At 68.6% G+C, this 24,842-nt stretch carries 20 protein-coding genes and 1 other RNA gene; 1 reads left to right on the forward strand and 20 read right to left on the reverse strand.

The annotated features are described in order from the left end of the window. Positions 1-4 precede the first annotated feature (4 nt). The 3 genes from H8B22_RS03710 to H8B22_RS03720 all read right to left on the reverse strand — a co-directional run bounded on the left by H8B22_RS03710 (position 5) and on the right by H8B22_RS03720 (position 5,021). The gene (locus tag H8B22_RS03710) at positions 5-940 is read right to left on the reverse strand and encodes a Nudix family hydrolase (RefSeq protein ID WP_225876270.1); all 936 of its coding nucleotides are present in this window, start codon (positions 938-940) and stop codon (positions 5-7) included. Between the two features lie 168 nt (positions 941-1,108). Beyond that, a complete protein-coding gene (secA, locus tag H8B22_RS03715; protein WP_187712777.1) occupies positions 1,109-3,838 on the reverse strand; it encodes a preprotein translocase subunit SecA in 2,730 nt (909 codons plus the stop codon). A gap of 265 nt (positions 3,839-4,103) precedes the next feature. After that, positions 4,104-5,021, reverse strand: coding sequence for a M23 family metallopeptidase (locus H8B22_RS03720; RefSeq protein ID WP_187712778.1), 918 nt, complete (start codon positions 5,019-5,021; stop codon positions 4,104-4,106). Between H8B22_RS03720 and H8B22_RS03725 the strand changes: the two genes are divergently transcribed. Beyond that, positions 5,005-5,496, forward strand: coding sequence for a DUF721 domain-containing protein (locus H8B22_RS03725; protein WP_187712779.1), 492 nt, complete (start codon positions 5,005-5,007; stop codon positions 5,494-5,496). The genes H8B22_RS03720 and H8B22_RS03725 overlap by 17 nt on opposite strands. 317 nt (positions 5,497-5,813) lie before the next feature. On the opposite strand, the gene lpxC is transcribed toward H8B22_RS03725, so the two are convergent. The 17 genes from lpxC to rsmI all read right to left on the reverse strand — a co-directional run bounded on the left by lpxC (position 5,814) and on the right by rsmI (position 24,789). After that, a complete protein-coding gene (lpxC, locus tag H8B22_RS03730) occupies positions 5,814-6,725 on the reverse strand; it encodes a UDP-3-O-acyl-N-acetylglucosamine deacetylase (RefSeq protein WP_187712780.1) in 912 nt (303 codons plus the stop codon). A 392-nt stretch (positions 6,726-7,117) separates the two neighbouring features. Continuing rightward, positions 7,118-8,368: a cell division protein FtsZ gene (ftsZ, locus tag H8B22_RS03735; protein ID WP_187712781.1), complete on the reverse strand. Its 1,251-nt coding sequence runs from the start codon at positions 8,366-8,368 to the stop codon at positions 7,118-7,120. A gap of 117 nt (positions 8,369-8,485) precedes the next feature. Beyond that, complete coding sequence (gene ftsA, locus H8B22_RS03740) at positions 8,486-9,721, reverse strand: cell division protein FtsA (protein WP_187712782.1); 1,236 nt, start codon at positions 9,719-9,721, stop codon at positions 8,486-8,488. Further along, positions 9,718-10,491 (reverse strand): cell division protein FtsQ/DivIB, encoded by a 774-nt coding sequence (locus H8B22_RS03745; protein WP_187712783.1) that lies wholly within the window; start codon positions 10,489-10,491, stop codon positions 9,718-9,720. Before H8B22_RS03745 ends, ftsA begins: the two co-directional genes overlap by 4 nt. Then, complete coding sequence (locus H8B22_RS03750; RefSeq protein ID WP_225876271.1) at positions 10,488-11,471, reverse strand: D-alanine--D-alanine ligase; 984 nt, start codon at positions 11,469-11,471, stop codon at positions 10,488-10,490. Before H8B22_RS03750 ends, H8B22_RS03745 begins: the two co-directional genes overlap by 4 nt. Continuing rightward, positions 11,468-12,895 (reverse strand): UDP-N-acetylmuramate--L-alanine ligase, encoded by a 1,428-nt coding sequence (gene murC, locus H8B22_RS03755; RefSeq protein ID WP_187713517.1) that lies wholly within the window; start codon positions 12,893-12,895, stop codon positions 11,468-11,470. Before murC ends, H8B22_RS03750 begins: the two co-directional genes overlap by 4 nt. Before the next feature lie 20 nt (positions 12,896-12,915). Beyond that, the gene (murG, locus tag H8B22_RS03760) at positions 12,916-14,031 is read right to left on the reverse strand and encodes an undecaprenyldiphospho-muramoylpentapeptide beta-N-acetylglucosaminyltransferase (protein WP_187712784.1); all 1,116 of its coding nucleotides are present in this window, start codon (positions 14,029-14,031) and stop codon (positions 12,916-12,918) included. Beyond that, on the reverse strand, positions 14,028-15,341 hold the full coding sequence (gene ftsW / locus H8B22_RS03765; protein WP_187712785.1) for a putative lipid II flippase FtsW: 1,314 nt from the start codon (positions 15,339-15,341) through the stop codon (positions 14,028-14,030). Before ftsW ends, murG begins: the two co-directional genes overlap by 4 nt. Further along, a complete protein-coding gene (mraY, locus tag H8B22_RS03770) occupies positions 15,341-16,438 on the reverse strand; it encodes a phospho-N-acetylmuramoyl-pentapeptide-transferase (protein ID WP_187712786.1) in 1,098 nt (365 codons plus the stop codon). Before mraY ends, ftsW begins: the two co-directional genes overlap by 1 nt. Beyond that, positions 16,428-17,840 (reverse strand): UDP-N-acetylmuramoyl-tripeptide--D-alanyl-D-alanine ligase, encoded by a 1,413-nt coding sequence (locus H8B22_RS03775; protein ID WP_187712787.1) that lies wholly within the window; start codon positions 17,838-17,840, stop codon positions 16,428-16,430. Before H8B22_RS03775 ends, mraY begins: the two co-directional genes overlap by 11 nt. Further along, entirely contained in the window at positions 17,837-19,360 is a 1,524-nt protein-coding gene (locus H8B22_RS03780) for a UDP-N-acetylmuramoyl-L-alanyl-D-glutamate--2,6-diaminopimelate ligase (protein ID WP_187712788.1), read from the reverse strand. The genes H8B22_RS03775 and H8B22_RS03780 overlap by 4 nt, the downstream gene beginning before the upstream one ends. Beyond that, complete coding sequence (locus H8B22_RS03785) at positions 19,357-21,282, reverse strand: peptidoglycan D,D-transpeptidase FtsI family protein (RefSeq protein ID WP_187712789.1); 1,926 nt, start codon at positions 21,280-21,282, stop codon at positions 19,357-19,359. Before H8B22_RS03785 ends, H8B22_RS03780 begins: the two co-directional genes overlap by 4 nt. 10 nt (positions 21,283-21,292) lie before the next feature. Continuing rightward, a complete protein-coding gene (ftsL, locus tag H8B22_RS03790; protein ID WP_187712790.1) occupies positions 21,293-21,559 on the reverse strand; it encodes a cell division protein FtsL in 267 nt (88 codons plus the stop codon). Further along, positions 21,556-22,509 (reverse strand): 16S rRNA (cytosine(1402)-N(4))-methyltransferase RsmH, encoded by a 954-nt coding sequence (gene rsmH / locus H8B22_RS03795; RefSeq protein WP_284690674.1) that lies wholly within the window; start codon positions 22,507-22,509, stop codon positions 21,556-21,558. The genes ftsL and rsmH overlap by 4 nt, the downstream gene beginning before the upstream one ends. Continuing rightward, complete coding sequence (gene mraZ / locus H8B22_RS03800; RefSeq protein ID WP_187712792.1) at positions 22,506-22,952, reverse strand: division/cell wall cluster transcriptional repressor MraZ; 447 nt, start codon at positions 22,950-22,952, stop codon at positions 22,506-22,508. The genes rsmH and mraZ overlap by 4 nt, the downstream gene beginning before the upstream one ends. 500 nt (positions 22,953-23,452) lie before the next feature. Continuing rightward, an RNA gene (rnpB, locus tag H8B22_RS03805) (RNase P RNA component class A) lies at positions 23,453-23,804 on the reverse strand. A gap of 160 nt (positions 23,805-23,964) precedes the next feature. Continuing rightward, complete coding sequence (rsmI, locus tag H8B22_RS03810; RefSeq protein ID WP_187712793.1) at positions 23,965-24,789, reverse strand: 16S rRNA (cytidine(1402)-2'-O)-methyltransferase; 825 nt, start codon at positions 24,787-24,789, stop codon at positions 23,965-23,967. Between the last annotated feature and the right edge of the window lie 53 nt (positions 24,790-24,842).

The following is a 24,842-nucleotide window of genomic DNA, read 5'->3' on the forward strand; positions in this document are numbered from 1 at the left end:
ACGCCTACCCCGCCGGCCACAGGCTCCGGATCGCGGCGATCCCCTGCGCACCGTGCGCCCGCGCTTCGCCGATATCGTCTGCCGACAGCCCGCCAATGGCGTAGATCGGCAGCGAGACCTGCTCGCGTAATGCGGCGAAACGCTCCCAGCCGATCGGTTCGGCCCCCGGATGCGTCGCGGTCGACCGGATCGCACCGACGAGCGCGAAGTCGCAGCCCAGCGCCTGCGCGGCGCGCAATTCCTCGAGCGTGTGGCAGGACGCGGCGACGGCCACGTCCACGGGAAGCGGACGCTCCCGGAACTCGCCCAGTTGCGTCGCGCGCAGGTGCAGGCCTGCGCCGAGGCGTTGCGCGAGTTCGAGGTCGGCGTTGACCAGGACTTCCGCACCGGCGGCGCGGCAGCGCGCGACGGCTTCGGCCGCCAGCCGTTGCCAGCGTGCCGCCTCGCAGCCGGGGGCGCGCAACTGCACGCGGCGGATCCCGTTCGCCAGCGCCTGCTCGAGCGCCGCGAGCCAGCGGTCGTCGTCGTCGCTGGGCATCGGGGTGACCAGGTAGCGGTCCGGCTGTGTCAACGCCGCCACCACCGGGATATCGGCCGGTGGCATCGGGTAATCGGCCAGCTTGTGCGGTGGCACCCAGGCCAGCGCCTGCCCTTCGAGGCCGCGGGCGTTGCCGCGCCAGGCCTGGATGGCATGGACGTCGAGGCAGAGCCGCTTGTGCGGATAGGCCTGCGGCACGCGGATGAGCGGCGCACCGACGTCGACGTCGATGCCCAGTTCCTCGTGGAGCTCGCGTTTCAGCGCGGCTTGCGCGGTTTCGCCCGGCTCGTGCTTGCCGCCCGGGAATTCCCACAGGCCGGCGAGGTCGCGACCCTCGGTGCGGCGGGCCAAGAGGATGCGGCCGCGGTGGTCGCGGATCACGCCGGCGACGACTTCGATCATGCGCGAATACGAGCTGGCTTCGCGTTGGGCCTCAACCGAATCGGATGGCGGGATGGGGTTGTTTGGAACGCTGGACATTGGTGGTGCGACGCGCCTTCGCCCCTCATCCGCCCTTCGGGCACCTTCTCCCCGCAAGCGGGGAGAAGGAATTCTGCGCAGCTCCCGAAATCAGGCCAGCTGGCCGTGGCAATGCTTGTACTTCTTGCCGCTGCCGCACGGGCATGGATCGTTGCGACCGATGTTGGCGAACGCGGCATTGGCCGTGGCGGCCTGGGCCTGCGCGGCTTCCTCGTCGGCGCCGAAACCGCCCGCATCGGCATGCTGGAACTGCATCTGCCGCGCCTGCGCCTCGGCGGCGGCACGTTCCTGCGCTTCCATCTGCGCGATTTCTTCCTCGCTGCGGATGCGCACGCGCGCCAACAGGGTGACGACTTCGCGCTTGACCTTCTCCAGCATGTCGCTGAACAGCTCGAACGCTTCCTTCTTGTACTCCTGCTTGGGCTGCTTCTGCGCGTAGCCGCGCAGGTGGATGCCCTGACGCAGGTAGTCCATGCGCGCGAGGTGCTCCTTCCAGTTCTGGTCGAGCACGTTGAGCATGATGTGCTTCTCGAGCAGACGCATGGTCTCCGGACCCAGCTGCTGCTCGCGATCGGTGAAGTGCTTGCCGACCGCGTCCTGCACGCGCCGCGCGATGGTTTCCGCGTCGATTTCCTTGGCGGCGCTGATTTCCTCCACCAGCGGCAGCTGCAGGCCGAACTCCTGCTCGACGGTCGACTGCAGGCCCGGCAGGTCCCACTGCTCGTCGATGGATTCGGCAGGCACGAAGCGGCCGACGATCTCGCTGACGACGTCTTCGCGGATGCCTTCGATGTTGTCCTGCACGCTCTCGGCTTCGAGCAACTCGTCGCGCTGGCCGTAGATCACCTTGCGCTGGTCGTTGTTGACGTCGTCGAAGTCGAGCAGGTTCTTGCGGATGTCGAAGTTGTGGGCCTCGACCTTGCGCTGCGCGCCCGCGATCTGCTTGGTGACGAGGCCACTCTCGATGACGTCGTCTTCCTTCAGGCCCATGCGCGCCATCGCCTTCTGCACCCAGTCGGCCGCGAAGATGCGCATCAGGTTGTCTTCGAGCGACAGGTAGAAACGCGAGGAACCCGGGTCGCCCTGGCGGCCGGAACGGCCACGCAGCTGGTTGTCGATGCGGCGCGATTCGTGGCGTTCGGTGCCGACGATGTGCAGGCCACCGGCGGCCTTGACCGCGTCGTGGCGCGCCTGCCATTCGGACTTGAGGCGCTGCCTGGTGACTTCGTCGATCTCGCCGCCGTTGGCGGCCTCGGCATCGGCGATTTCCGCCTCGAGCGAACCGCCCAGCACGATGTCGGTACCGCGACCGGCCATGTTGGTGGCGATGGTCACCGCGCCCGGACGGCCGGCCTGGGCGACGATGTGCGCCTCGCGCTCGTGCTGCTTGGCATTGAGCACTTCGTGGGTGACGCCGGCGGCCTTGAGCTGGTCGCTCAGCATTTCCGACACTTCGATCGACGTGGTACCGACCAGCACCGGCTGGCTGCGCTTGTTCGCCTCGCGGATCTCGTTGAGCACCGCGCGGTACTTGCCGTTGCGGTTGAGGAACACCGCATCCGGATGATCCTTGCGGACCATCGGACGATGGGTCGGGATCACGATGACTTCCAGGTTGTAGATGCTCTGGAATTCGTAGGCTTCGGTGTCGGCCGTACCGGTCATGCCGGACAGCTTCTTGTACATGCGGAACAGGTTCTGGAAGGTGATCGATGCGAGCGTCTGGTTCTCGCGCTGCACCGGCACGCCTTCCTTCGCTTCCACGGCCTGGTGCAGGCCGTCGGACCAGCGGCGACCGGCAAGCGTGCGGCCGGTGAATTCGTCGACGATGATCACCTCGCCATCGCGCACGATGTAGTCGACGTCGCGCTGGTAGATCGCGTGCGCGCGCATCGCGGCATTGAGGTGGTGCACGACGCTGAGGTTCTGCGCGCCGTACAGGCTGTCGTCCTCGCCCTGCAGGATGCCGGCCTTGCGCAGCAGCTCTTCCGCATGCTCCTGGCCGGCTTCGGACAGGTGCACCTGCTTGCCCTTCTCGTCGACCCAGTAGTCGCCCTCGCCTTCCTCGGTCGCCTGCTTGGTCAGCGACGGGACGATGCGGTTGACCTTGATGTACAGCTCCGGCGATTCGTCGGCCGGGCCGGAAATGATCAGCGGGGTGCGTGCCTCGTCGATCAGGATCGAGTCGACTTCGTCGACGATCGCGTAGTGCAGGCCACGCTGGAAGCGGTCGTCCTTCGACAGCGCCATGTTGTCGCGCAGGTAGTCGAAGCCGAACTCGTTGTTGGTGCCGTAGGTGATGTCGGCGGCGTAGGCATCGTGCTTGTCCGCGTGCGGCATGCCCGGGTAGACGACGCCGACGCTCAGGCCAAGCCAGTTGTACAGCCGGCCCATCCAGGCCGAGTCGCGGCGGGCCAGGTAGTCGTTCACGGTGACGACGTGGACGCCCTTGCCTTCCAGCGCGTTGAGATAGGTCGGCAACGTCGCCACCAGCGTCTTGCCTTCGCCGGTGCGCATCTCGGCGATCTTGCCCAGGTGCAGCACCATGCCGCCGATCAGCTGTACGTCGTAGTGGCGCATGCCGAGCACGCGCTTGGCGGCTTCACGGCAGACCGCGAACGCTTCCGGCAGGATCTTGTCGAGCGATTCGCCGTCCTGGATGCGCTGCTGGAATTCGGGCGTCTTTGCCTGCAGTTCGGCGTCGGACAGCTTCTGCATCTCCGCTTCGAGGGCGTTGATCTTGTTGACCGAGCGTTGCAGCTGGCGGAGCAGGCGTTCGTTGCGGCTACCGAAGACGCGGGTAAGCAGGCTGTTGAGCATGGTTGGGCCGAAAGAATTTCGTTTGAGAGCGGGAGTTCTTGGGTCGGGTTTCGATGCGCCGTGGCGCCATTCGTTCCCGCAAAAGGAAAAAGGGCGCCGGGCGCCCTTTTCTGGCACGTCGATTGTAGCTGGTGACGGCCCCCGCCGGTTGCAAGGGTACGGCCGTCACCAAATTGAACGGGCCGCAAAAGAAAACGGCGCGCCAGAAAGCGCGCCGTTCCGCTGGATCAGCTGCCGGCCCGGCGCAGCGTGCCGGGCATTCACCTCACCCCTTGGCGAGCGGGGACTGCTGGCTCAGGAAGTTGCGCGGGTTGACCACCTGGCCGTCCTTCCACACTTCCAGGTGCACGTGGGCGCCGGTGGAGCGACCGGTGGAACCGGCCTTGGCGACTTCCTGGCCCGCGCGGACCAGTTCGCCGACGTGGCGTTCCAGGCGCGAGTTGTGCGCGTAGCGCGTGACGTAGCCGTTGCCGTGATCGACTTCGACCACGTTGCCGTAACCCGAACGCACGCCCGAATAGCTGACCACGCCGTCGGCCACGGCCAGCACCGGATCGCCGACGTCGGCTTCGAAATCGATGCCCTTGTGGAACTGGCTGCCGCCGACGATCGGATCGACGCGGCGACCGAAGCTCGAGGTGATGTAGCTGTTGGCGATCGGTTCGCGCGAGGGCACCGAGTTCATGTCGAGCTGGCGATTGAACAGCATCGACTCCAGCACCGACAGCTGTTCGCCGCTGTAGGCGAACTGGCGGTTGAGCGTGTCCAGGCCTTCGCGCAACTCCGGGGTAGAGATGTCGCGAACCGGACCGGTACCACCGACGCCGACCGGCTTGTCGAAGTTGAACTCGCCGTCCTGCAGCTGGCCGATGCGCGTCAGGCGCTCGCCGAGGGCGTTGAGGCGGTTGGCTTCGGCCTGCAGTTCGCCCAGGCGCGCAGCCAGGGCGTTGATCTCGCGCTGCGATTCGCGGTGCGCCGCGGCGAGCTGCGCCTCCTGGTTGCCGAGCTGCAGGCGCAGGCCTGCGGTCCCGATCAGGCCGGCGGCACCGCCGGCAAGAAAGCCCACGCCGAGCAGCGCGCCGACGACCATCGCCGGGCGGCGACCGCCGAGGCTGCTGATCGAATCGACGAAGCGTGCGAGGGGCTTCTTGCGGAATTTGTTTACGATGAGCGGGTGGGTCATTCTCTACGATTCGGTTCTTGACGTGTCCAAACCTTCCGTTCCGCGTCGCCCTTCCGGTCCGCAGCCCGCGCTCGATGCGCTGCTGGCGGAGCCGGCTGGCGACCCGATCCGAAGAGCCCTCTGGCTCGACGGGTTGGACCGTCAGTTGCGTCCCCTCCTGCCACCGATGCTGGCGCCGCATGCGCGGCTGGCCAACTTCGAGCGCGGCAGGCTCGTGTTCGTCGTGGATGCTCCGGTGTGGCGGGCCAAACTGCGGCTCGCTGCCCCCGAACTTCTCGACGCAGCCCAATCCATCGGACTTGAAGCGACCGAACTCGTGGTCAAGACGACCCTGAGTCCGTCGGCCGGTGCGGCTTCGCCACCCCAGGCGAGCATCCGTTCCCGACCGATGTCGAAGGCGGCCCGCGATGACCTGCAAGCCGCCCTGGCGTCCCTTCAACAGCCCGAACCTCCGGGCTCCGATGACGCCTCGTGACCGGATTTCCGGCCATTCCCCGTTTTTCGTGGGACCGGCCAAATCTTCGGACCGGCGCATGCTAACGGCCTAATCCCCTGATTTTGTTAAGAATCGGGAAGCGAGTTGGCAGAATGGCGTTAGGGTTCCGTTAAACGGAACCTCTGCGTTTACCTTTGTGACCCCGGTCGCGCTGAGGGAATACCCCTACGGCGCAGGGCGCGTCGCAGACCCCGAATTTCGCGAGGCGATCGCCCCGGCATGCTGCGCCGCGCAACCATTCCGGCGCGGCAAGAGTAGATGGCCGGCGGCCTGGGCCACCGTCAGCCCGGCAAAGCTCAGACGGTCAGCGGCGAGCCGTAAGCGACCGGCGCCGGCTGGCTCTCGTCGACGAAGGTCACTTCTTCCCAGGCCGAACGCTCGGCCAGCAGGGCGCGGACCAGCTTGTTGTTGAGGGCGTGGCCGGACTTGAAGCCTTCGTAGGCACCGATGATCGGCCGGCCGGCCAGGTACAGGTCGCCGACCGCATCGAGGATCTTGTGGCGGACGAACTCGTCGCCGTAGCGCAGGCCGTCGTCGTTGAGGACGCGGAATTCGTCCAGCACGATCGCATTGTCCATCGAGCCGCCCAGGCCGAGGTTGCGTTCGCGCATGTATTCGAGGTCGCGCATGAAGCCGAAGGTGCGGGCGCGGCTGACTTCCTTGACGTAGGAAGCGGTGGAGAACTCCACCTCGGCGCGCGACTGCGAGGCCGGGATGGCCGGATGGTCGAACACCACGGTGAAGCCGATGCGGAAGCCGTCGTGCGGCTCGAAACGGGCGACCTTGTCGCCGTCGCGGACTTCGACCGGGTGCTTGATGCGCATGAAGCGCTTGGGCGCTTCCTGTTCCTTGATCCCTGCCGACTGCAGCAGGAACACGAACGGGCCGGCCGAGCCGTCCATGATCGGGACTTCCGGCGCGGACAGGTCGATGTAGCAGTTGTCGATGCCCAGGCCGGCCAGCGCCGACAGCAGGTGCTCGACCGTCATGACCTTGCCGGGGCCGCAGCTCAGGCCCGTGCACAGCACGGTCTCGGTGACGAGGTCCGCACGCGCGGGGATCTCGACCACGGGGTCGAGGTCGATCCGGCGGAACACGATGCCGGCGTCCACGGGAGCCGGACGCAGGGTGAGGAAAACCTTCTCACCACTGTGCAGGCCCACGCCGGTGGCGCGGATCACGTTCTTGAGGGTGCGCTGGCGGAGCATGGGGTCGGTATCAGCCCTTGGATCGGGGGATCGGGACTTTTCTTGTCGGAACGCTACGGACGCAGGAGGTTCCGCAACGGGGGCGCAAGGTTAACACGCAGATCGCTGAACCTTAACGGAAAAGAGCGTTCCCCTGAAACGACTTTCCCGGCGGTGGTCACGTTTTCCGGAACCCGCGAAAAACGGGGGTCCGGGCTTGGAACTGGTGCCTGAAAAACCGGTTCTGAAAAAACCGGTCGGCCGCAGCCGACCGGCGAAAGATCCCCGGGCGCAGGCAGCCCGGAGTCCCAAGGGTCCGACCGGCCGGGGACGAGTCCGGCCGGATCGTGCGGCAGGCGCAGGCCCGCCGTGGTGCTGGCAACGAGGCATGGCGGGCCGGGGCCCGCCCTGCCTCAGTCCGCCTGGCGGCGCAGGAAGGCCGGGATGTCGAGGTAGCTGTCGCTGCCGCCGAAATCGGCGACCGCCGGGCTCGACTCGCTCACGCGGCTGCCGCCGCGCAGGCTGCCCGCGAACGACGGCGGGCCGGCCTGGAAGCCACCGTCGGCCACGGCATCGATCGGCAGGCCGGTCGTGCCATCGCGCTTGACCTGGGTGCGCACCAGCTCGACCTGCGGACGGCGCGCGGGCTGTTCGTCGAAGCTGGCGCGGTCCATGCCGGTGCGGATCGGCTGGCGGGCGACGGCGCGGTTGAGGCCGGTGGCGACCACGGTGACCTTGACCTCGTCCTGCATGTCCGGATCGAGCACGGTACCGATGACCACGGTCGCGTCTTCCGAGGCGAAGTTCTCGATGGTGCGGCCCACCTCGTCGAACTCGGCCATGGTGAAGTCGGGACCGGCGGTGATGTTGACCAGGATGCCGTTGGCGCCGGACAGGTTGACGTCGTCGAGCAGCGGATTCTGGATCGCCGCTTCGGCCGCGGCCTGCGCGCGATCGTCGCCGCGTGCGGCGCCGGTGCCCATCATCGCCAGGCCCATTTCGGACATGACGGTGCGCACGTCGGCGAAGTCGACGTTGATCAGGCCCGGACGCACGATCAGGTCGGCGATGCCCTGCACCGCGCCGAGCAGCACGTCGTTGGCGGCGCGGAACGCCTGGATCATGGTGGCGTTGCGGCCGAGCACGGTGATCAGCTTCTCGTTCGGGATCGTGATCAGCGAGTCGCAGTGGTGCGACAGCTCCTCGATGCCCTTGAGCGCGACCTGCATGCGGCGGCGGCCTTCGAACGGGAACGGCTTGGTGACCACGGCGACGGTCAGGATGCCCATCTCCTTGGCCAACTGCGCCACGACCGGCGCGGCGCCGGTGCCCGTGCCGCCGCCCATGCCGGCGGTGATGAAGACCATGTCGGCGCCGGTCAGCGCGTCCATGATGCGTTCGCGGTCTTCCAGCGCGGCTTGGCGGCCGACTTCCGGATTCGCGCCCGCACCCAGGCCCTTGGTGACGTTGCTGCCGAGCTGCAGCTGCAGCTTCGCGCCGCAGTTCTTGATCGCCTGCGCATCGGTGTTGGCGGTGATGAACTCCACGCCGTCGACGCTGCCGCTGACCATGTGCGCCACGGCGTTGCCGCCGCCGCCGCCCACGCCGACGACCTTGATCACCGCGTTCGGCGCCATCTTTTCCATCAATTCGAAATGTGCCATGTCCTCGTCCTCTAGTTATTTATGTGTTGCTAGTGATTGATCGGGGATGTCTTCAAAGAACCGCAATCCACCTTCCGCCTGCCACCACGCCGCCGCGCCTTCGCGACGGCGTGCAAATCAGAATTCGCCGCGGTACCAGCTCTTCAATCGGTTGAAGAGGCTGCCCGCGCGTCCCGTCGAGATCGTCGGCCGGCGCGGGTTCTCGATCTGGCTGCCCATAAGCAGCAGGCCGACGCCGGTGGCGTGCACCGGGTTGCCGACCACTTCGCCCAGGCCGGTGACGTGCTGCGGGATGCCCACGCGCACCGGCATCTGCAGCATTTCCTCGGCCAGCTCGACCACGCCTTCCATCTTCGCGGCGCCGCCGGTGAGCACCATGCCCGCACGCACATGCTGCTCGAAGCCGCTGCGACGCAGCTCGGCCTGGATCATTTCGAAGATCTCCTCGTAGCGCGCCTGCACGGCCTGCGCGAGCGAGGCACGCGGCATGCGCCGCGGCGGACGATCGCCGACGCTGGGCACCTGGATCGATTCTTCCGCCGTCGCCATCTGCGCCAGCGCGCAGGCGTAGCGCACCTTGATCTGCTCGGCTTCCGGCGTCGGCGTGCGCAGCATGTGCGCGATGTCCTCGGTGACCTTGTCGCCGGCGATCGGCAGGCTGGCGCTGTGCGCGATCGCGCCCTGCACGAACACCGCGATGTCGGTGGTACCGGCGCCGATGTCGACCAGCACCACGCCGAGCTCGCGCTCGTCGCTGGTCAGCACCGCGGTGCTGGAAGCAAGCACGCTGAGCACCAGGTCGTCGACCTGCAGGCCGCAGCGCTGCACGCACTTGCTGATGTTCGCGGCCGCCGACTGCGCGCACACCACGAGGTGCGCGTGCACTTCCAGGCGCACGCCGGTCATGCCGACGGGATTGCGGATGCCTTCCTGCGAATCGTCGAGCACGTAGTCGCGCGGGATCGCATGCAGGATCTTCTGGTCGGCGGGGATCGCCACGGCCTTGGCCGCTTCGAGCACGCGGTCCAGGTCGCCGTAGGTCACTTCCCCGTCGCGGATCGGCGCGATGCCCTGCGAGTTGCGGCACTGGATGTGGCTGCCGGAGATCGAGGCGTAGACCGAACGGATCTCGCAGCCGGCCATCAGCTCGGCTTCCTCGACCGCGCGCTGGATCGACTGCACGGTGGATTCGATGTCGACCACGACGCCGCGCTTGAGCCCGCGCGATTCGTGCGAGCCGATGCCGATCACCTCGATCGGGGCGCCGGGCGAATACTCGCCCACCAGCGCCACCACCTTGGAGGTGCCGATGTCGAGGCCCACGATCAGCGATTTGTCGCCCTTGCGATTCATGTATTTCCCTGCTGCGAACTACCGCCTTGCCCCGCGACCGGGGGAAGGAGCTTGAAGGCGTCGGTGGTTGCCGGAACCGGCTTCCACGTCAGCGCGAACCCATTGGTGTAACGCAGGTCGGCCCGTGCCAGCTGCTGCGTGTTCTGCGTCAGCAGCTGCGGCAGCAGGCGCACGAAGCGGCCCAGCCGCGCGCGTGCCTCGGTGCGGCCGACGACGACGACCGCGCCGTTGCCCATGCCCAGCGTCCAGCTGCCGCGCGGATCCATCGTGACCTCGCGCACGTCGACGCCGACCTTGGCGAACAGCTCACGCGATTCGTTGTAGAGCTCGACCACCTCGCGCGTACGCGCATCCGGGCCGGCGAACTGCGGCAGGTCCTTCGGCACGGCGATGCCCTTGGCCGGGAACAGGCGGCCGTGTTCGGACAGCAGGCGGTCGGCGCCCCAGCGCGCGAACGGCTTGTGTTCGACCACGCGCACTTCCAGCACATCGGGCCAGCGCTTGCGCACTTCGGCCGTTTCCACCCACGGCAGCTTCGCCACCGCGTCCTGCGCCGCATCGAGATCGACGGCGAAGAACCCGCGCTGCGCATACGGCATCAGCGTCTGCCGCAGCAGCGCGCCGTCGACGCGATGGAACTCACCCGTCGCCTGCAGGCGCGTCAGCGGCCAGTGGTTCGCGCCGACCCAGCCGTTGAGCACGGCCACGACCGGCAGCACGACCAGTGCCACCGCGAGGATCCAGCCGACGATGCGCAGCAGCGCGTTCACTTCGGCGCGGCCTCCGTGGTGTTGGACAGCGGGCTGCGCACGGTCTGTTCGAGGATGCGCCAGCACAGCTCCTCGAAGCCGATGCCGACGTGGCCCGCGGCCTTGGGCACCAGCGAATGGCTGGTCATGCCCGGCGCGGTGTTGACCTCGATCAGCTGCAGGCCACGGACGCGGTCGCGCATCACGTCGACGCGGCCCCAGCCGGTGCAGCCGGCGGCCTTGAACGCCGCGAGCGCGACGCCACGGATCTCGTCTTCGGCGTCGCCGTCCATGCCGGGGCACAGGTATTGGGTGTCGTCGGCGATGTACTTCGCGTGGTAGTCGTACCACTCGCCGGCCGGCACGATGCGGATCGACGGCAGCGCGGTTTCGCCGAGGATGCCCACGGTGTATTCGTCGCCCTGCACCATCTGTTCCATCAGCAGTTCGCCGTCGTAGCCCTGCGCGAACGCGATGGCCGGCGCCAGGTCGGCTTCCTGCAGGACGCGGAACACGCCGACGCTGGAGCCTTCGCTGGACGGCTTCACGAACACCGGGAAGCCGAGTGCCTTCGCCGCCGCGGCCAGATCATCGCCCTTGGCGATGCGGGCGAAGCGCGGCGTCGGCAGGCCCGCGGCGATCCACACCTGCTTGGTGCGGATCTTGTCCATGGTCAGCGCGGACCCGAGCACGCCCGGGCCGGTGTAGGGCACGCCCAGCGCTTCCAGCAGGCCCTGCAGCACGCCGTCTTCGCCACCGCCTTTGTTGCCGTGGAGGATGTTGAAGACGCGGTCAACGCCGCCGTGGCGGATCGCCTCGATCAGGGCCGGGATGCCGTCGACCGCGTCGGCATCGACGCCGCGGGCGCGCAGCGCCTCCAGCACGTTGCGGCCGGAATCGAGCGACACCTCGCGCTCGGCGCTGGTTCCACCCATCAGCACGGCGACGCGGCCGAAGACGGCCGGATCGGTCACGCGCGGGGCGGCAAACTGGATGCTCACTTGGTTTCTCCAAATCCGTTCGCCGCGATCTGCTGCGCGGCATGGCCGATGTCGCCCGCGCCCATCATCAGCAGCAGGTCGCCATCGTTGAGGACGTCCGGCAGCACGGTGGCGAGGTCGCCCGCGCCGCTGACCACGATCGGATCGATGCGGCCGCGCGTGCGGATCGCGCGCGCCAACGACTTCGCGTCGGCGCCGGCGATCGGCGCTTCGCCGGCCGGGTACACCTCGGTGAGCACCAGCGTGTCGACGGTGGACAGCACCGCGGCGAATTCATCGAACAGGTCGCGGGTGCGGCTGTAGCGGTGCGGCTGGAACGCGACGACCAGGCGGCGATCCGGCCAGCCGCCACGCGCCGCCGCGAACACGGCTTCGAGTTCCTTGGGATGGTGGCCGTAGTCGTCGACCAGCTGCACCGTCGCGCCCTTGGCGGTGGTCGGCTGCGCGAGCAGGTTGAAGCGGCGGCCGATGCCGGCGAACTTCTGCAGCGCGCGCGCGATCGCATCGGCGTCGACGCCGAGCTGCCAGCCCACGGCCGCGGCGGCCAGCGAGTTCTGCACGTTGTGGCGACCGGGCAGCGCCAGCTCGACCGGCGTGCGCGAGCCGTCGGGCAGGCACAGGGTGTAGCGCATCGCCGGGCCGTGCTGCACTACGTCTTCGGCGCGCACGTCGGCGTGCTCGGCGAAGCCGTAGGTCATCACGTGGCGCGTGGTGTTGGCGGCGAGCGCGGCGACCTCGGGATCGTCGATGCACAGCACGGCCAGGCCGTAGAACGGCAAGTGGTGCAGGAATTCGTCGAACGCCTGCTTCACCTTGGCGAAATCGCCGCCGTAGTTCTCCAGGTGGTCGGCATCGATGTTGGTGACGATGGCGATCTGCGGGTGCAGGCGCAGAAAGCTGCCGTCGCTTTCGTCGGCCTCGGCCACCAGCCACTCGCCGGTGCCCAGGCGCGCGTTGGCACCGGCGGCGAGCAGCTTGCCGCCGATCACGAAGGTGGGATCGATGCCGCCCTCGCCCAGCACGCTCGACAGCAGCGAGGTGGTCGTGGTCTTGCCGTGCGTGCCGGCGATGGCGATGCCGCGCTTGAGGCGCATCAGCTCAGCCAGCATTTCCGCGCGCGGCACGATCGGGATGCGCTGCGAGCGCGCTTCCATCAGTTCCGGGTTGTCGCGCTTGATCGCCGAGGACACCACGATGCAGTCGACGCCGAGCACGTTCGCCGCGGCGTGGCCGCGCATCACGTTGATGCCCAGCGACGCCAGCCGCCGCGTGACCGCGTTGTCGGCCATGTCGGAGCCCGACACCTGGTAGCCCAGCGTGCACAGCACCTCGGCAATGCCGCTCATGCCCACGCCGCCGATGCCGACGAAGTGCACGCGCGCGCCGACGCCGCCGCTGGCGATGAGGTCGCCGGCGTGCTGCATGTGGTGGCGGGTCTGCGGGCTCATGGATGTTCCTTGTTCGATAGTTCGAGCACGATGCTGGCGACGCGCTCGGCGGCATCCGGCTTGGCCAGCGCACGCGCGGCCTTGGCCATCGGCAGCAGCAGTTCGCGCTCGCCGAGGATTTCCAGCGTGGCGGACAGGCGCTGCGCCAGTTCGGCGACGTCGCTGCCCTGGGGCAGCAGCTGCGCGGCGTTGCGGTCGACCAGGAACTGCGCGTTCTTGGTCTGGTGGTCGTCGACCGCCTGCGGGAACGGCACGAGCACGCTGCCGACACCGACCGCGCACAGCTCGGCGAGCGTGAGCGCACCGGCGCGGCAGATCACGATGTCGGCCCAGGCGTAGGCAGCGGCCATGTCGGCGATGAAGGGTTCGACCGAGGCCTCGACCCCGGCGTCGGCATAGGCGCGCACCGCGTCCTCGCGCATCTTCTCGCCGCACTGGTGGCGGATCTCGAAGCGCAGCGTGCGCGGCAACGACGCGATCGCCCTGGGCACGGCACCGTTGAGCGCGCGCGCGCCCTGGCTGCCGCCCAGCACCAGCAGGCGCAGCGGGCCTTCGCGGCCGGCGAAGCGCTGCTCCGGCGGCGCCACCGCCGCGATTTCCGCGCGCACCGGGTTGCCGACGACTTCCTCGTTGGCGAACGTCTGCGGGAAGCCGCTCAGCACGCGGCGCGCGAACTTCGCCAGCACGCGGTTGGTCATGCCCGGCGCGCGGTTCTGTTCGTGCACGATCAGCGGGATGCCCGCCAGCTTCGCAGCGAGGCCGCCGGGGCCCGCCGCGAAGCCACCGAAGCTCACCACGGCGCGAGGCTGGCGCTGACGCAACGTCTGGCGCGCGGCATTCACCGCACCGAGCAGCTTGAACGGCGCCGACAGCAGGGTCGCGATGCCCTTGCCGCGCACGCCACGCACCGCGATGGTATCGATGGCGATGCCGTGCTGCGGAACCAGGCGCGTCTCCATGCCGCCTTCGCTGCCCAGCCAGAGCACCGGCACGTCGCGCTCGCGCAACGCCTTGGCCACTGCCAGGCCGGGGAAGATGTGACCGCCCGTACCGCCGGCGAGGATCATCACCGGATGCAGCTCGGAATTGGTGGCGGCGACCGACGCGCTCATGCGGTCTTCCCCGCGGTCTTGCCGAACACCGGTTCCACGCGCTGGCGCAGGCGGCTGGTACCGCGCGTTTCGGCGGCGGTGACCACCGGCAGCGGCTGCGCGGTCGCGGGAACGTTCCCGGCCGCCGGCATTGCCGCCTCGCCACGCAGGCGCGCGACCTGGCGCTGCGCGCGGTCGAGCTCGAACGACACCCGCAGCAGCACGCCGAGCGCGGCGCAGGTCATCATCACGCTGGAGCCACCCGAGGAGATCAGCGGCAGGGTCAGGCCCTTGGTCGGCAGCAGGCCGAGGTTGACGCCGATCGAGACGAAGCTCTGCAGCGACATCCACAACGCGATGCCGAAGGCGACGTAGCCGGCGAAGTGGCGACGCATTTCCACGCACTTCAGCCCGATCCAGAACGCGCGGCCGGCCAGCGCCGCGTACAGCGCGATGATCGCGAACACGCCGACGAAGCCGAGCTCCTCCGCGATCACCGCGAGGATGAAGTCGGTGTGCGCCTCGGGCAGGTACGACAGCTTCTGCACCGACGCACCGAGGCCGACGCCGAACCATTCGCCGCGGCCCACGGCCATAAGCGCATTGGTCAGCTGGTAGCCGGAGCCGAACGGGTCGGCCCACGGGTCGCGGTACGACACCAGGCGCTGCACGCGGTACGGCTCCATCAGGATCATCAGCGCCAGCGCCGGCAACGCGCACAGCACCGGCAGCAGCATGCGCGGCAGGTTGGCGCCGCCCAGCACCAGCATGCCCGCGGTGATCGCCAGCAGCAGCGCGGACGAGCCGAAGTCCTTGTGGATCACCAGCAGGATGCCGACCAGCAGGCCGGCCACCGCGAGCACCTTGATCATCGCCTTCCACGTCGCACTGACTTCGTCGCGGAAGCGCGCGAGGTAACTCGACAGCCACACGATCAGCATCAGCTTGACCGCTTCCACCGGCTGGAAAGTGCCGATGCCGAGGTTCAGCCAGCGACGTGCGCCCTTGGCGGTGTAACCGATACCCGGCAGCACCACGAGCAGCAGCAGCACCAGCGCCGCGATCGGCAGGTAGCGGCTGTAGTGCTCGATCGTCTTCATTTCGGTGCGCATCGCCGCGATGGCGAGGCCGACACCGACGGCGACGAAGGCGACGTGGCGGGTCAGGTAGTAGAACGGGCCCGCGTCGCGGCCTTCGGCGATCGCGATCGACGCCGAACCGACCATCACCACGCCCAGGCACGCGAGCACGCACGAAATCACCAGCAGCCACGGATCGTAGCGGCCGCCGATTTCGTCGAGTCGTGTTGCCTGGCGCGAGAGGTCGTTCATCAGCGGATCTTGAGCGTGGCCAGGCCGACGAGGACGAGGATCACCGAGATGATCCAGAAGCGGACGATCACGCGCGGCTCCGGCCAGCCCTTCAGTTCGAAGTGGTGGTGGATCGGCGCCATGCGGAACACGCGCTTGCCGGTGAGCTTGAAGCTGGCCACCTGGATCATCACCGAGAGCGTCTCGATGACGAAGATGCCGCCCATGATCACCAGCACCAGTTCCTGGCGCACGATCACCGCGATCGCGCCGAGCACGGCGCCGAGCGCGAGCGCGCCGATGTCGCCCATGAACACCATGGCCGGATAGGTGTTGAACCAGAGGAAGCCCAGGCCGGCGCCGGCGATCGCGGCGCAGATGATCACCAGCTCGCCCGCCCCCGGCACCTGCGGGATCTGCAGGTAGTTGGAGAACACCGCGTTGCCCGAGGCGTAGGCGAACACGCCCAGCGCGCAGGCGACCAGCACGGTCGGCATGATCGCGAGGCCGTCGAGGCCGTCGGTCAGGTTCACCGCATTGGAGAAGCCGACGATCCACAGGTAGGTGATGGCGATGAAGAAGACCACGCCGGCCACGCCGACCAGCGGCAGCGCCACGTTCTTGAAGAACGGGATGTACAGCGTGGTCGCCGACTGCACGTCGGCGGTGTAGTACAGGAACAGGCCGGCGCCCAGGCCGATCACCGACTGCAGGAAGTACTTGGTGCGCGAACGCATGCCGTTGGGATCGCGCTTGACGATCTTGATCCAGTCGTCCCACCAGCCGATCGCGCCGCAGGCCACCATCACCGCGAGCACCAGCCACACGTAGCGGTTGCGCAGGTCGCCCCACAGCAGCACCGAGGCGAGGATGGTGAGCAGAATCAGCGCGCCGCCCATGGTCGGCGTACCGGCCTTGGAGAAGTGCGACTGCGGGCCGTCCTTGCGGATCGGCTGGCCGCCTTTGAGCTGGGCGAGGCGGCGGATCACCGCCGGGCCCCACCACAGCGACAGGAGCAGTGCGGTCAACGCGGCGAGGATGCCGCGGAAGGTCAGGTAGCCGAACAGGCCGAAGAGGCTCTGCAGCTGTTCCAGCCAGCGGAAAAGTTCAAGAAGCATGCGTCGCGCCCTCCCCGGCGGCAGACGATTCGGCGGCGAGTACCGCCTTGACGATCTTGTCCATCGCGCTGCCGCGCGAGCCCTTCACCAGCACGCGCACGCCCGCGCGCAGCTCGGCGAGCAGCGCGGCGGCGAGTACGTCGTGGTTGTCGTATTGCGAGGCGCCGTCGCCGAAGGCCTTGGCGGCTTCCGCGCTGAGCTCGCCGAACGCGTACAGGCGACGGATGCCCGCGGCCTTGGCACGGCGGCCCATCTCGGCGTGCATCTGCGCGGCATCGGCGCCGAGCTCGCGCATGTCGCCCAGCACCAGCCAGCCTTCGCCGCCACGGCTGGTCTCGGCCAGGGTATCGATGGCGGCGACGAGCGAGCCGGGATTGGCGTTGTAGCTGTCGTCGATCAGCACGGCGCCGTTGCGCAGGCGATGCGCGATCAGGCGACCGGCGACCGGCTCGGCGGCATTGAGGCCGGCGGCGATGGTGTCCAGCGCGACGCCCAGGCCCAGCGCGATCGACGCGGCGGCGAGCGCGTTGCGCACGTTGTGCCGGCCCGGCATGGCCAGGTCGACGGCGACCTCGCCTTGCGGCGCCACCAGCACGAAGCGCGAACCACCGTCGGTCGGCGCGATGTCGCGCGCGGTGACGTCGGCGGTGGCGTCGAGGCCGAAACGGATCAGGCGATGCCCGTGCGAGCGCTCGGCGAAGAACGGCGCGAAGGCCTCGTCGGCATTGATCACCGCGACGCCGTCTTCGGGCAGCGCGTCGTAGATCGCGCCCTTGGTGTCGGCGACGCCGAGCAGGCTGCCCATGCGCTCCAGGTGCGCCGGGGCGATGTTGTTGACGATGGCCACGTCGGGGCGCACCACGTCGGTCAGGTAGGCGATGTCGCCCGGCTTGCCCGCGCCCATCTCGTAGATGGCGAACTGCGCATCCTCGGGTGCATCGAGCACCGCCAGCGGCAGGCCGATCTCGTTGTTGCGGTTGCCCGGGTTGGCGTAGGCGCGGCCGGCACGGGCGAGGATGGCCAGCACCAGCGTCTTCACGCTGGTCTTGCCGTTGCTGCCGGTGATGCCGACGACCTTCACGTTGCCGCGTTCGCGCTGCACGGCGGCGGCGAACTCGGCCAGGGCGCGCTCGGTATCGGCCACGACTACCTGCGGCAACGCGCCGGACGCGTTCGACGCATCGACCAGGCGCGACACCAGGGCCGCGGCGACGCCGGCCTGCGCCGCGGCGCCGACGTGGTCGTGGCCGTCGAAGCGTTCGCCCTTGAGTGCGATGAACAGCGTGCGGCCGCCCACCAGCAGGGCTCGGGTGTCGGTGACGATGCCGTCGACCAGCACGTCTTCGCCGTGCAGGCGGCCGCCGGTCATGCGCGCGATGTCGGAAAGGCGCAGCGGCTTCATGATCGCTCCTGCGCATCCTGCGCACGCGAGCCTTGCGCATCCATGCGCGGCGCCCGTGCCTCCAGCGCCGCGCGCGCGACGTCGGTGTCGTCGAAGGGATACTGCACGCCGTTGATTTCCTGGTACGGCTCATGGCCCTTGCCGGCGATGAGCACGATGTCGTTCGCGCCGGCCTCGCCGATGGCGCGCGCGATGGCCGCGGCGCGATCGCGCTGCACGGTCACCGCATCGGCACGGGCAAAACCGGCAAGGATGTCGGCGACGATCCGGTCGCCGTCCTCGCTGCGCGGGTTGTCGTCGGTGACGATGACCTTGTCCGCGTTCGCCTCGGCAATCGCGGCCATCTGCGGGCGCTTGCCGCGGTCGCGCTCGCCGCCGCAGCCGAACACGCAGACCAGCCGCGCCTGCGCGTGGGCGCGCAGCGACTTCAAGGCCTGTTCCAGCGCATCGGGTGTGTGCGCGTAGTCGACGACGACCAGCGGGTTGGCGCCATCGCCGCCGAGGCGGTTCATGCGGCCGTGGATCGGCTGCAGCTGCGACAGCGTCGCGGCGATCTGCGCGAGCGGGTCGCCCAGCGCATGCAACACGCCGGCGACGGCCAGCAGGTTGTCGACGTTGAAGCGGCCGAGCAGCGGCGAACGCACCGTCGCCGATTCGTCCGCGCTCGCCAGTTCGAAGGCGATGCCGGCGCTGTCCAGGCGCAGCGCGCCGGCGCGCAGGCTGGCGCCGTCCGCGCCGCGCGAACTCAAACCGATCGCGCGGACGGTTGCCGGCAGCTGCACCTGCAACGCGCGGCCGAACGCGTCGTCGAGGTTGATCGCCGCTGCCTTCAGCCCCGGCCACGCGAACAAGCGCGCCTTGGCCGCGCCGTAGCTGTCCATGTCGCCGTGGTAGTCGAGGTGGTCGCGGGTGAGGTTGGTGAACACCGCGACGTCGAAATGCACGCCATCGACGCGTCCCTGGTCGAGCGCGTGCGAGCTGACTTCCATCGCCACCGCCTGCGCGCCGGCATCGTGCAACTGCGCGAGCAGGTCGTGCAGCTTCAGCACCAGCGGCGTGGTGAACCCGGTCGGGGTGACGTCGCCGTACAGGCCCGCGCCCAGCGTGCCGATCGTGCCGGCGCGGGTGCCGCGCAGCGTCCACGCCTGCGCCAGCAGCTGCACCGTCGAGGTCTTGCCGTTGGTACCGGTGACGCCGACCATCGTCAGCGCGTCGGTCACGCCGCCGTGGAAGCGGTCGGCGAGCTCGCCCAGGCGCGCACGCAGGTTCGGCACCGCGATCGCATCGGCGGGCGCAGGCAGGTCGGCCGGCGCCGGCGCTTCGAACAGGATCGCGCTCGCACCCGCGGCGCGCGCCTGCGCGACGAACTTCAGGCCATGCGCACCGAACCCGGCAATGGCGACGAAGGCGTGGCCGGGCCGAACTTCGCGGCTGTCCATCACCAGCCCGGAAACGACCAGGTCGCCGGGGATGCCGGCGACGTCGGGAAGCAGTTCGCGCAGGAGCATGGAGCGGCTCATTGCGCACCCCCGCTCACGGGCGTGGGCAGGGTCGCGTCGGCCAGCGGCGCGGCGGTGGCGTCCGGCAGCACCGGGCCTTCTTCGCCGCGCAGTTCGTTCGCGTGCTGCGCCTTGGTCTGCGCCGCCATCCACGTGTCGATGTCGTCCGGCGGCACGTCCATCAGGCGCAGCGCGCCATCCATCACGCTGCGGAACACCGGTGCCGACACCAGGCCACCGAAATAGCCCCGCTCCGGGTCGGGATCGTTGACGATCACCACCATCGAGAAGCGCGGGTTCTGCACCGGCACCACGCCCGCGAAGTACGACAGATAACGGCGGGTGTAACCGCCGGTTTCACTGAACTTGCGCGCCGTGCCGGTCTTGCCGGCGACGTGGTAGCCGAGGATCGCCGCCTGCGTGGCCGTGCCGCCGGTTTCGGTCACCGTCTGCATCATGCGCATGACTTCATGCGCGATCTGCGGGTCGAGCACCTGCTTCGGCTCGTGGCGCTCGCCCTTCACGAAGGTCGGCCGGATCAGCTTGCCGCCGTTGCCGAGCGCCGCGTACACCATCGCGATCTGCAGCGGCGTGGCCGACATGCCGTAGCCGTAGGACATCGTGGCCTTGGTCGTGCCGTACCAGCTCGGGCTGCCCGGCGCGGTGAGCACGCCCGAGGATTCGCCGGGGAAGCCGCTGCCCGGCTTCTGGCCGTAGCCGAACTGGTGCACGAAGTCGTAGAAGTACTTGTCGTCCATGCGCGCGGCGAGCTTGGCCGCGCCGATGTTCGAGCTCTTGGTGATGATGCCGGTGACGGTCTGGACGCCGTAGTTGCTGTGGTCGCGGATCGTGTACTTGCGATCCAGCGCCATCCAGCCCGGATTGAGGTCGATGCGCGTGTTCGGCGTGACGATGCGCGCGTTGAGCGCGGCGGCGACGGTGATCGGCTTCATCGTCGAGCCGGGCTCGAACACGTCGGTCACCGCGCGGTTGCGGTGCGCCTCGATGTTGCCCATCGCCGCCGCGTTCGGGTTGAAGCTGGGCAGGTTCACCATCGCCAGCACTTCGCCCGTGGCGACGTCCAGGATCACCGCCGAACCGCTGCTCGCGCCGGTCTTCGTCAGCTGGTTGCGCAGCTCGCGGTAGGCGAGGAACTGGATGCGGCGGTCGATGGTGAGGGTCAGGTCCTGGCCGGGCTCGGCGGCCTTGATCAGGTCGACGCTCTCGACGATGCGGCCCTGGCCGTCGCGGATCACCCGCTTGGAGCCGGGCTTGCCGCTGAGGATGTGGTCGAACGAGAGCTCGAGGCCTTCCTGCCCGCGATCGTCGACGTTGGTGAAGCCGAGCACGTGCGCCATCGCCTCACCCTGCGGGTAGAAGCGGCGGAATTCGCGCTGCGAGAACACGCCCGGGACGTTGTGCGCGAGGATGCGACGCGCCTGCTCGGGGCTGATGCGGCGCTTGAGGTACAGGAATTCCTTGTTCGCGCGCTGGCTGAGCTTGCGCGTCAGCACGTCCGCGGGCACGCCCAGCGCGGCCGCCAGTTCCGGGATGCGCGCCGGGTTGGCCAGCAGCTCCTTCGGATTGGCCCACACCGACTCCACCGGCGTGGACACCGCCAGCGGCTCGCCGTTGCGGTCGGTGATCATGCCGCGCGAGGTCGGGATCGGGATCTCGCGCAGCGAACGCGCCTGGCCCTGCTGCAGGTAGAAGTCGTTGTTCACCACCTGCACGTCGAAGGCGCGCACGACCAGCGCCAGCGAGCCCAGGCCGAGCACGCCGGCGACGATCAGCAGGCGCTTGCGCAGGTCCAGGCCGCCGCGCTGGTTGCGCGCGCGCGCGGCAACCGAGCCCTGCGCCGGCTGCGCGGCGATGCGCGCGCGCAGCGCGTCGGCGACCTTGCCGACGAGGTGCTGACGGTTGCGATCGTTACGCGCGCTCATGGCCGGGCCCTCATGGGCGAATCACCACGGTTTCGGCGCCTTCGGGAAACTTCATGCCAAGCCGGTCGCGCGCCACCTGGTCGATGCGGTTGCTCTCGGCCCAGGTCGCCTGCTCCAGTTGCAGGCGGCCGAATTCGATATTGAGCTCGTCACGGGCTTTTTCCAGCCGCGTGACCTGCACGAACAGCTGGCGGTGCTGGTGGCGCGCCAGGACCACGGCGAGCGCCGAGGCCAGGTTCGCCACGACCAGCACGGTGAGCAGGAGGCGCCAGGTCATGCCGCCTCCGGAAGCTTTTCGGCCACGCGCAGCACCGCGCTGCGGGCGCGCGGGTTGGTGGCGGTTTCGGCGGGGTCGGCCTTCTGCGCGTCGCCGATCGCCCTCAGCGTCGGCGTGAAGGCGATTTCCACCGGCATGCGGCGATTGGCCGGCGGCGCCTTGGCGTGGCGGGCGATGAACTGCTTGACGATGCGGTCTTCCAGCGAGTGGAAGCTGATCACGGCGAGGCGGCCGCCCGGCTTGAGGCGGTCGAACGCGGCGTCCAGGCCGTCTTCGAGGTCGGCCAGCTCGCGGTTGATGAAGATGCGGATGGCCTGGAAGCTGCGCGTGGCCGGATGGATCTTCTGCTCGCCGCGCGGCATGACCGAGGCGATCAGGTCGGCCAGCTGCGCGGTGCGCAGCAGCGGCTGCTCGGCGCGGCGCGCGACGATCGTGCGGGCGATGCGGCGGCTCTGGCGTTCCTCGCCGTAGGTCCACAGCACGTCGGCGATCTCCTTCTCGGCAGCGTGCGCGAGCCACTGCGCGGCGCTCTCGCCGGACTCGGGGTCCATGCGCATGTCGAGCGGGCCGTCCTTACCGAAACTGAAGCCGCGTTCGGCGACATCGAGCTGCGGCGAGGACACGCCGAGGTCGAGCAGCACGCCGTCGAGGCCGCCCGCGGTGGCATCCCACTGCGCGAGCTGGGCGAAGCTGCCGCGGAAGATCGCGACGCGGGCGTCGGTGCCGAACTCGCGTTCGGCGACGGCGATCGCTTCGGGATCCTTGTCCATGACCAGCAGCCGGCCTCCGGGACCCAGTTGTTGCAGCACGCCGCGCGCATGGCCGCCGCGCCCGAACGTGCCGTCCAGATATGTTCCTTCCGCCGTGACCCGCAGCGCTTCCAGGCACTGCCGGTACATCACGGGAAGGTGGCCGGACGCCGCTTCGCGTCCGCTGCCACCCGCCGTCACAGCTGCAACCCGAGCAGCTCCTCGCTCAGATCGTCGTCAGACACCGTCTGACGGATCTGCGCGTGATGCGCCTGCTCGCTCCACAGCTCGAACTTGTCGCCCATGCCCAGCAGCACGGCCTTCTTCTCGATGGCGACCGCCGCGCGATGGCTGGCGGGAATGCTGATGCGGCCGTTGCCGTCGAGTTCGACGAACTCGGCGGCACCGACCAGCTTCAGCTGCATCGAGCGATTGACCTTCTTCGCCTTGGGCAGGGCGTTGACCTGATCGCGCACGCGCTCCCAAACCGACAGCGGGTACAGCCAGAGGGAACCGGATTCGAAGGGGTTGTAGGTGATGACCAGGCGGTTGCCGCATTCGCGCGCGACGAGTTCGCGGTAGGCGGTGGGCACCGCCAGCCGGCCCTTGTCGTCGATCGTGATGGCGGTTTCGCCTTGGAACATTCGCCTGCCTGCCACGTTTTCCGCCTCTACCGGGCGGCTTTGGGGTCACCTTCGTCGGAAAAACCACGAAAAACCCGGTTTTCCCTCTGATGCCCACCTTAGCACCGACCAATGGCTTGTCAACGCTTTTCTGAAGGCAATTTCACTTTGCGGATCAAAGGCTTGCAGCGAACTTCAGAGTCTTAATCAACAGTTGTTCCCTAAGCATTGTTTCGTCTCATTTTTTGAGACTCAAAGCTTGTCGCGTCGCTAGCGTCCAACTCTCCTTTGCCGGCAGCCCTGCCTTGCTGCGACGCAGCAATCACCCGCCAGCCGGCACCAAGCCCTCCCAGCTCGCCCGTTCTGGACCAAGGGACGCACGGAGCGAAGGAAGACCAGAGCGCCGCAGCGCGAACGCAACCACCCGCGAGGCGCTCACTGGGAAAAGCCCCCTTGGTAAGGGGGCCCGAAGTTTGCGCAGCAAACTTTGGGGCTTCATCTGGCGCATGCGCCAGATGAAGTGGCGGAGCCGGCCTGTAAGCCGGGTTCTGTCGTGGACAGTCATTCCTCTAGGCGCACCGTCGCCGATACGCTCAAGCAACCTACCCGGAGACACCGCGGGCCGCGGCATTGCCTCCCTATTTGGTCTTGCTCCCGGTGGGGTTTGCCGTGCCGGTCCGTTGCCGGACTCGCGGTGCGCTCTTACCGCACCATTTCACCCTTGCCACGCATTCCGAAGAACCGTTCGGCGGTATCTTTCTGTTGCACTTTCCGTCGACTCGCGCCGCCCAGGCGTTACCTGGCACCGTGCCCTGTGGAGCCCGGACTTTCCTCGGCATTCACAAGGAATGACGCGACTGTCCGGCCGACTCCGCCAAGGTCATTCTACTGCTTCGCAGTCGAATGACCCCAAAGTTTGCTGGCGCAAACTTCGGGCCCCGCTTCGCACTCCCGATCCCCGCCGCTATCGCGGCGCCCCCTTACCAAGGGGGCTATGACTTCGGTGTGTCACTCGCACGTTCCACTTTGGCTCTTATTCACCGCCGTACAGCGCCTTGCGCGGCGCCCCACTCAGTTCGGCCGCGAGCTTCGCCGCCTGCGACGGCTTGAGGTATTCGCTCAGCTTGGCGTACAGCCGCTGGCCTTCGGCGATCTTCGCGTCGGCATCCTCGCCGGCGCCCTCCACGATCACCACGAACTCGCCCTTGCGCTGGTCGGGATCGCCCGCCACCCGCGCCTGCAGGTCCGCCAGCGAGCCGTCGAGCACCGTTTCGAACAACTTGGTCAGTTCACGCGCGATCACCGCCCGCCGCGCGGCCCCGAACACCAGCGCCATGTCCGCCAAAGCCTCTTCGATGCGGTGCGCGGATTCGTAGAACAGCAGCGTGCGCGTCTCGCCCGCCACGCGCGACAGGCGCTCGCGGCGCCCAGAACCCTTGGCCGGCAGGAAGCCCTCGAACACGAAGCGGTCGCTGGGCAACCCGGCCACGCTCAACGCGGCGATCGCCGCGCACGCACCGGGCACCGGCGACACCCGCACGCCGGCCGCGCGCGCCGCGCCGACCAGGCGGTAGCCGGGATCGCTCACCAGCGGCGTGCCCGCGTCCGAGACCAGCGCCAGCGATTCGCCAGCCAGCAGCCGTGCCACCAGCTGCGCGGCCTGGGCGTCCTCGTTGTGCTGGTGCAGCGCGAGCAGCGGCCGCTCGAGCCCGAAATGGGACAGCAGCTGGCGCGTATGGCGGGTGTCCTCGGCGCAGACGGCCGCGACGCTGCGCAGCGTGTCGAGCGCGCGAGGGGAAAGGTCGCCGAGGTTGCCTATGGGCGTGGCGACGACGTGAAGGGTACCGGGAGCGTGCATCGTGAGGATCTGGACGGGACGGTTAGAATCCTACCCGGTCCCCCAGGAATGCC

Source organism: Lysobacter terrestris, assembly GCF_014489475.1.
GTDB classification, from domain to species: Bacteria; Pseudomonadota; Gammaproteobacteria; order Xanthomonadales; family Xanthomonadaceae; genus Agrilutibacter; species Agrilutibacter terrestris.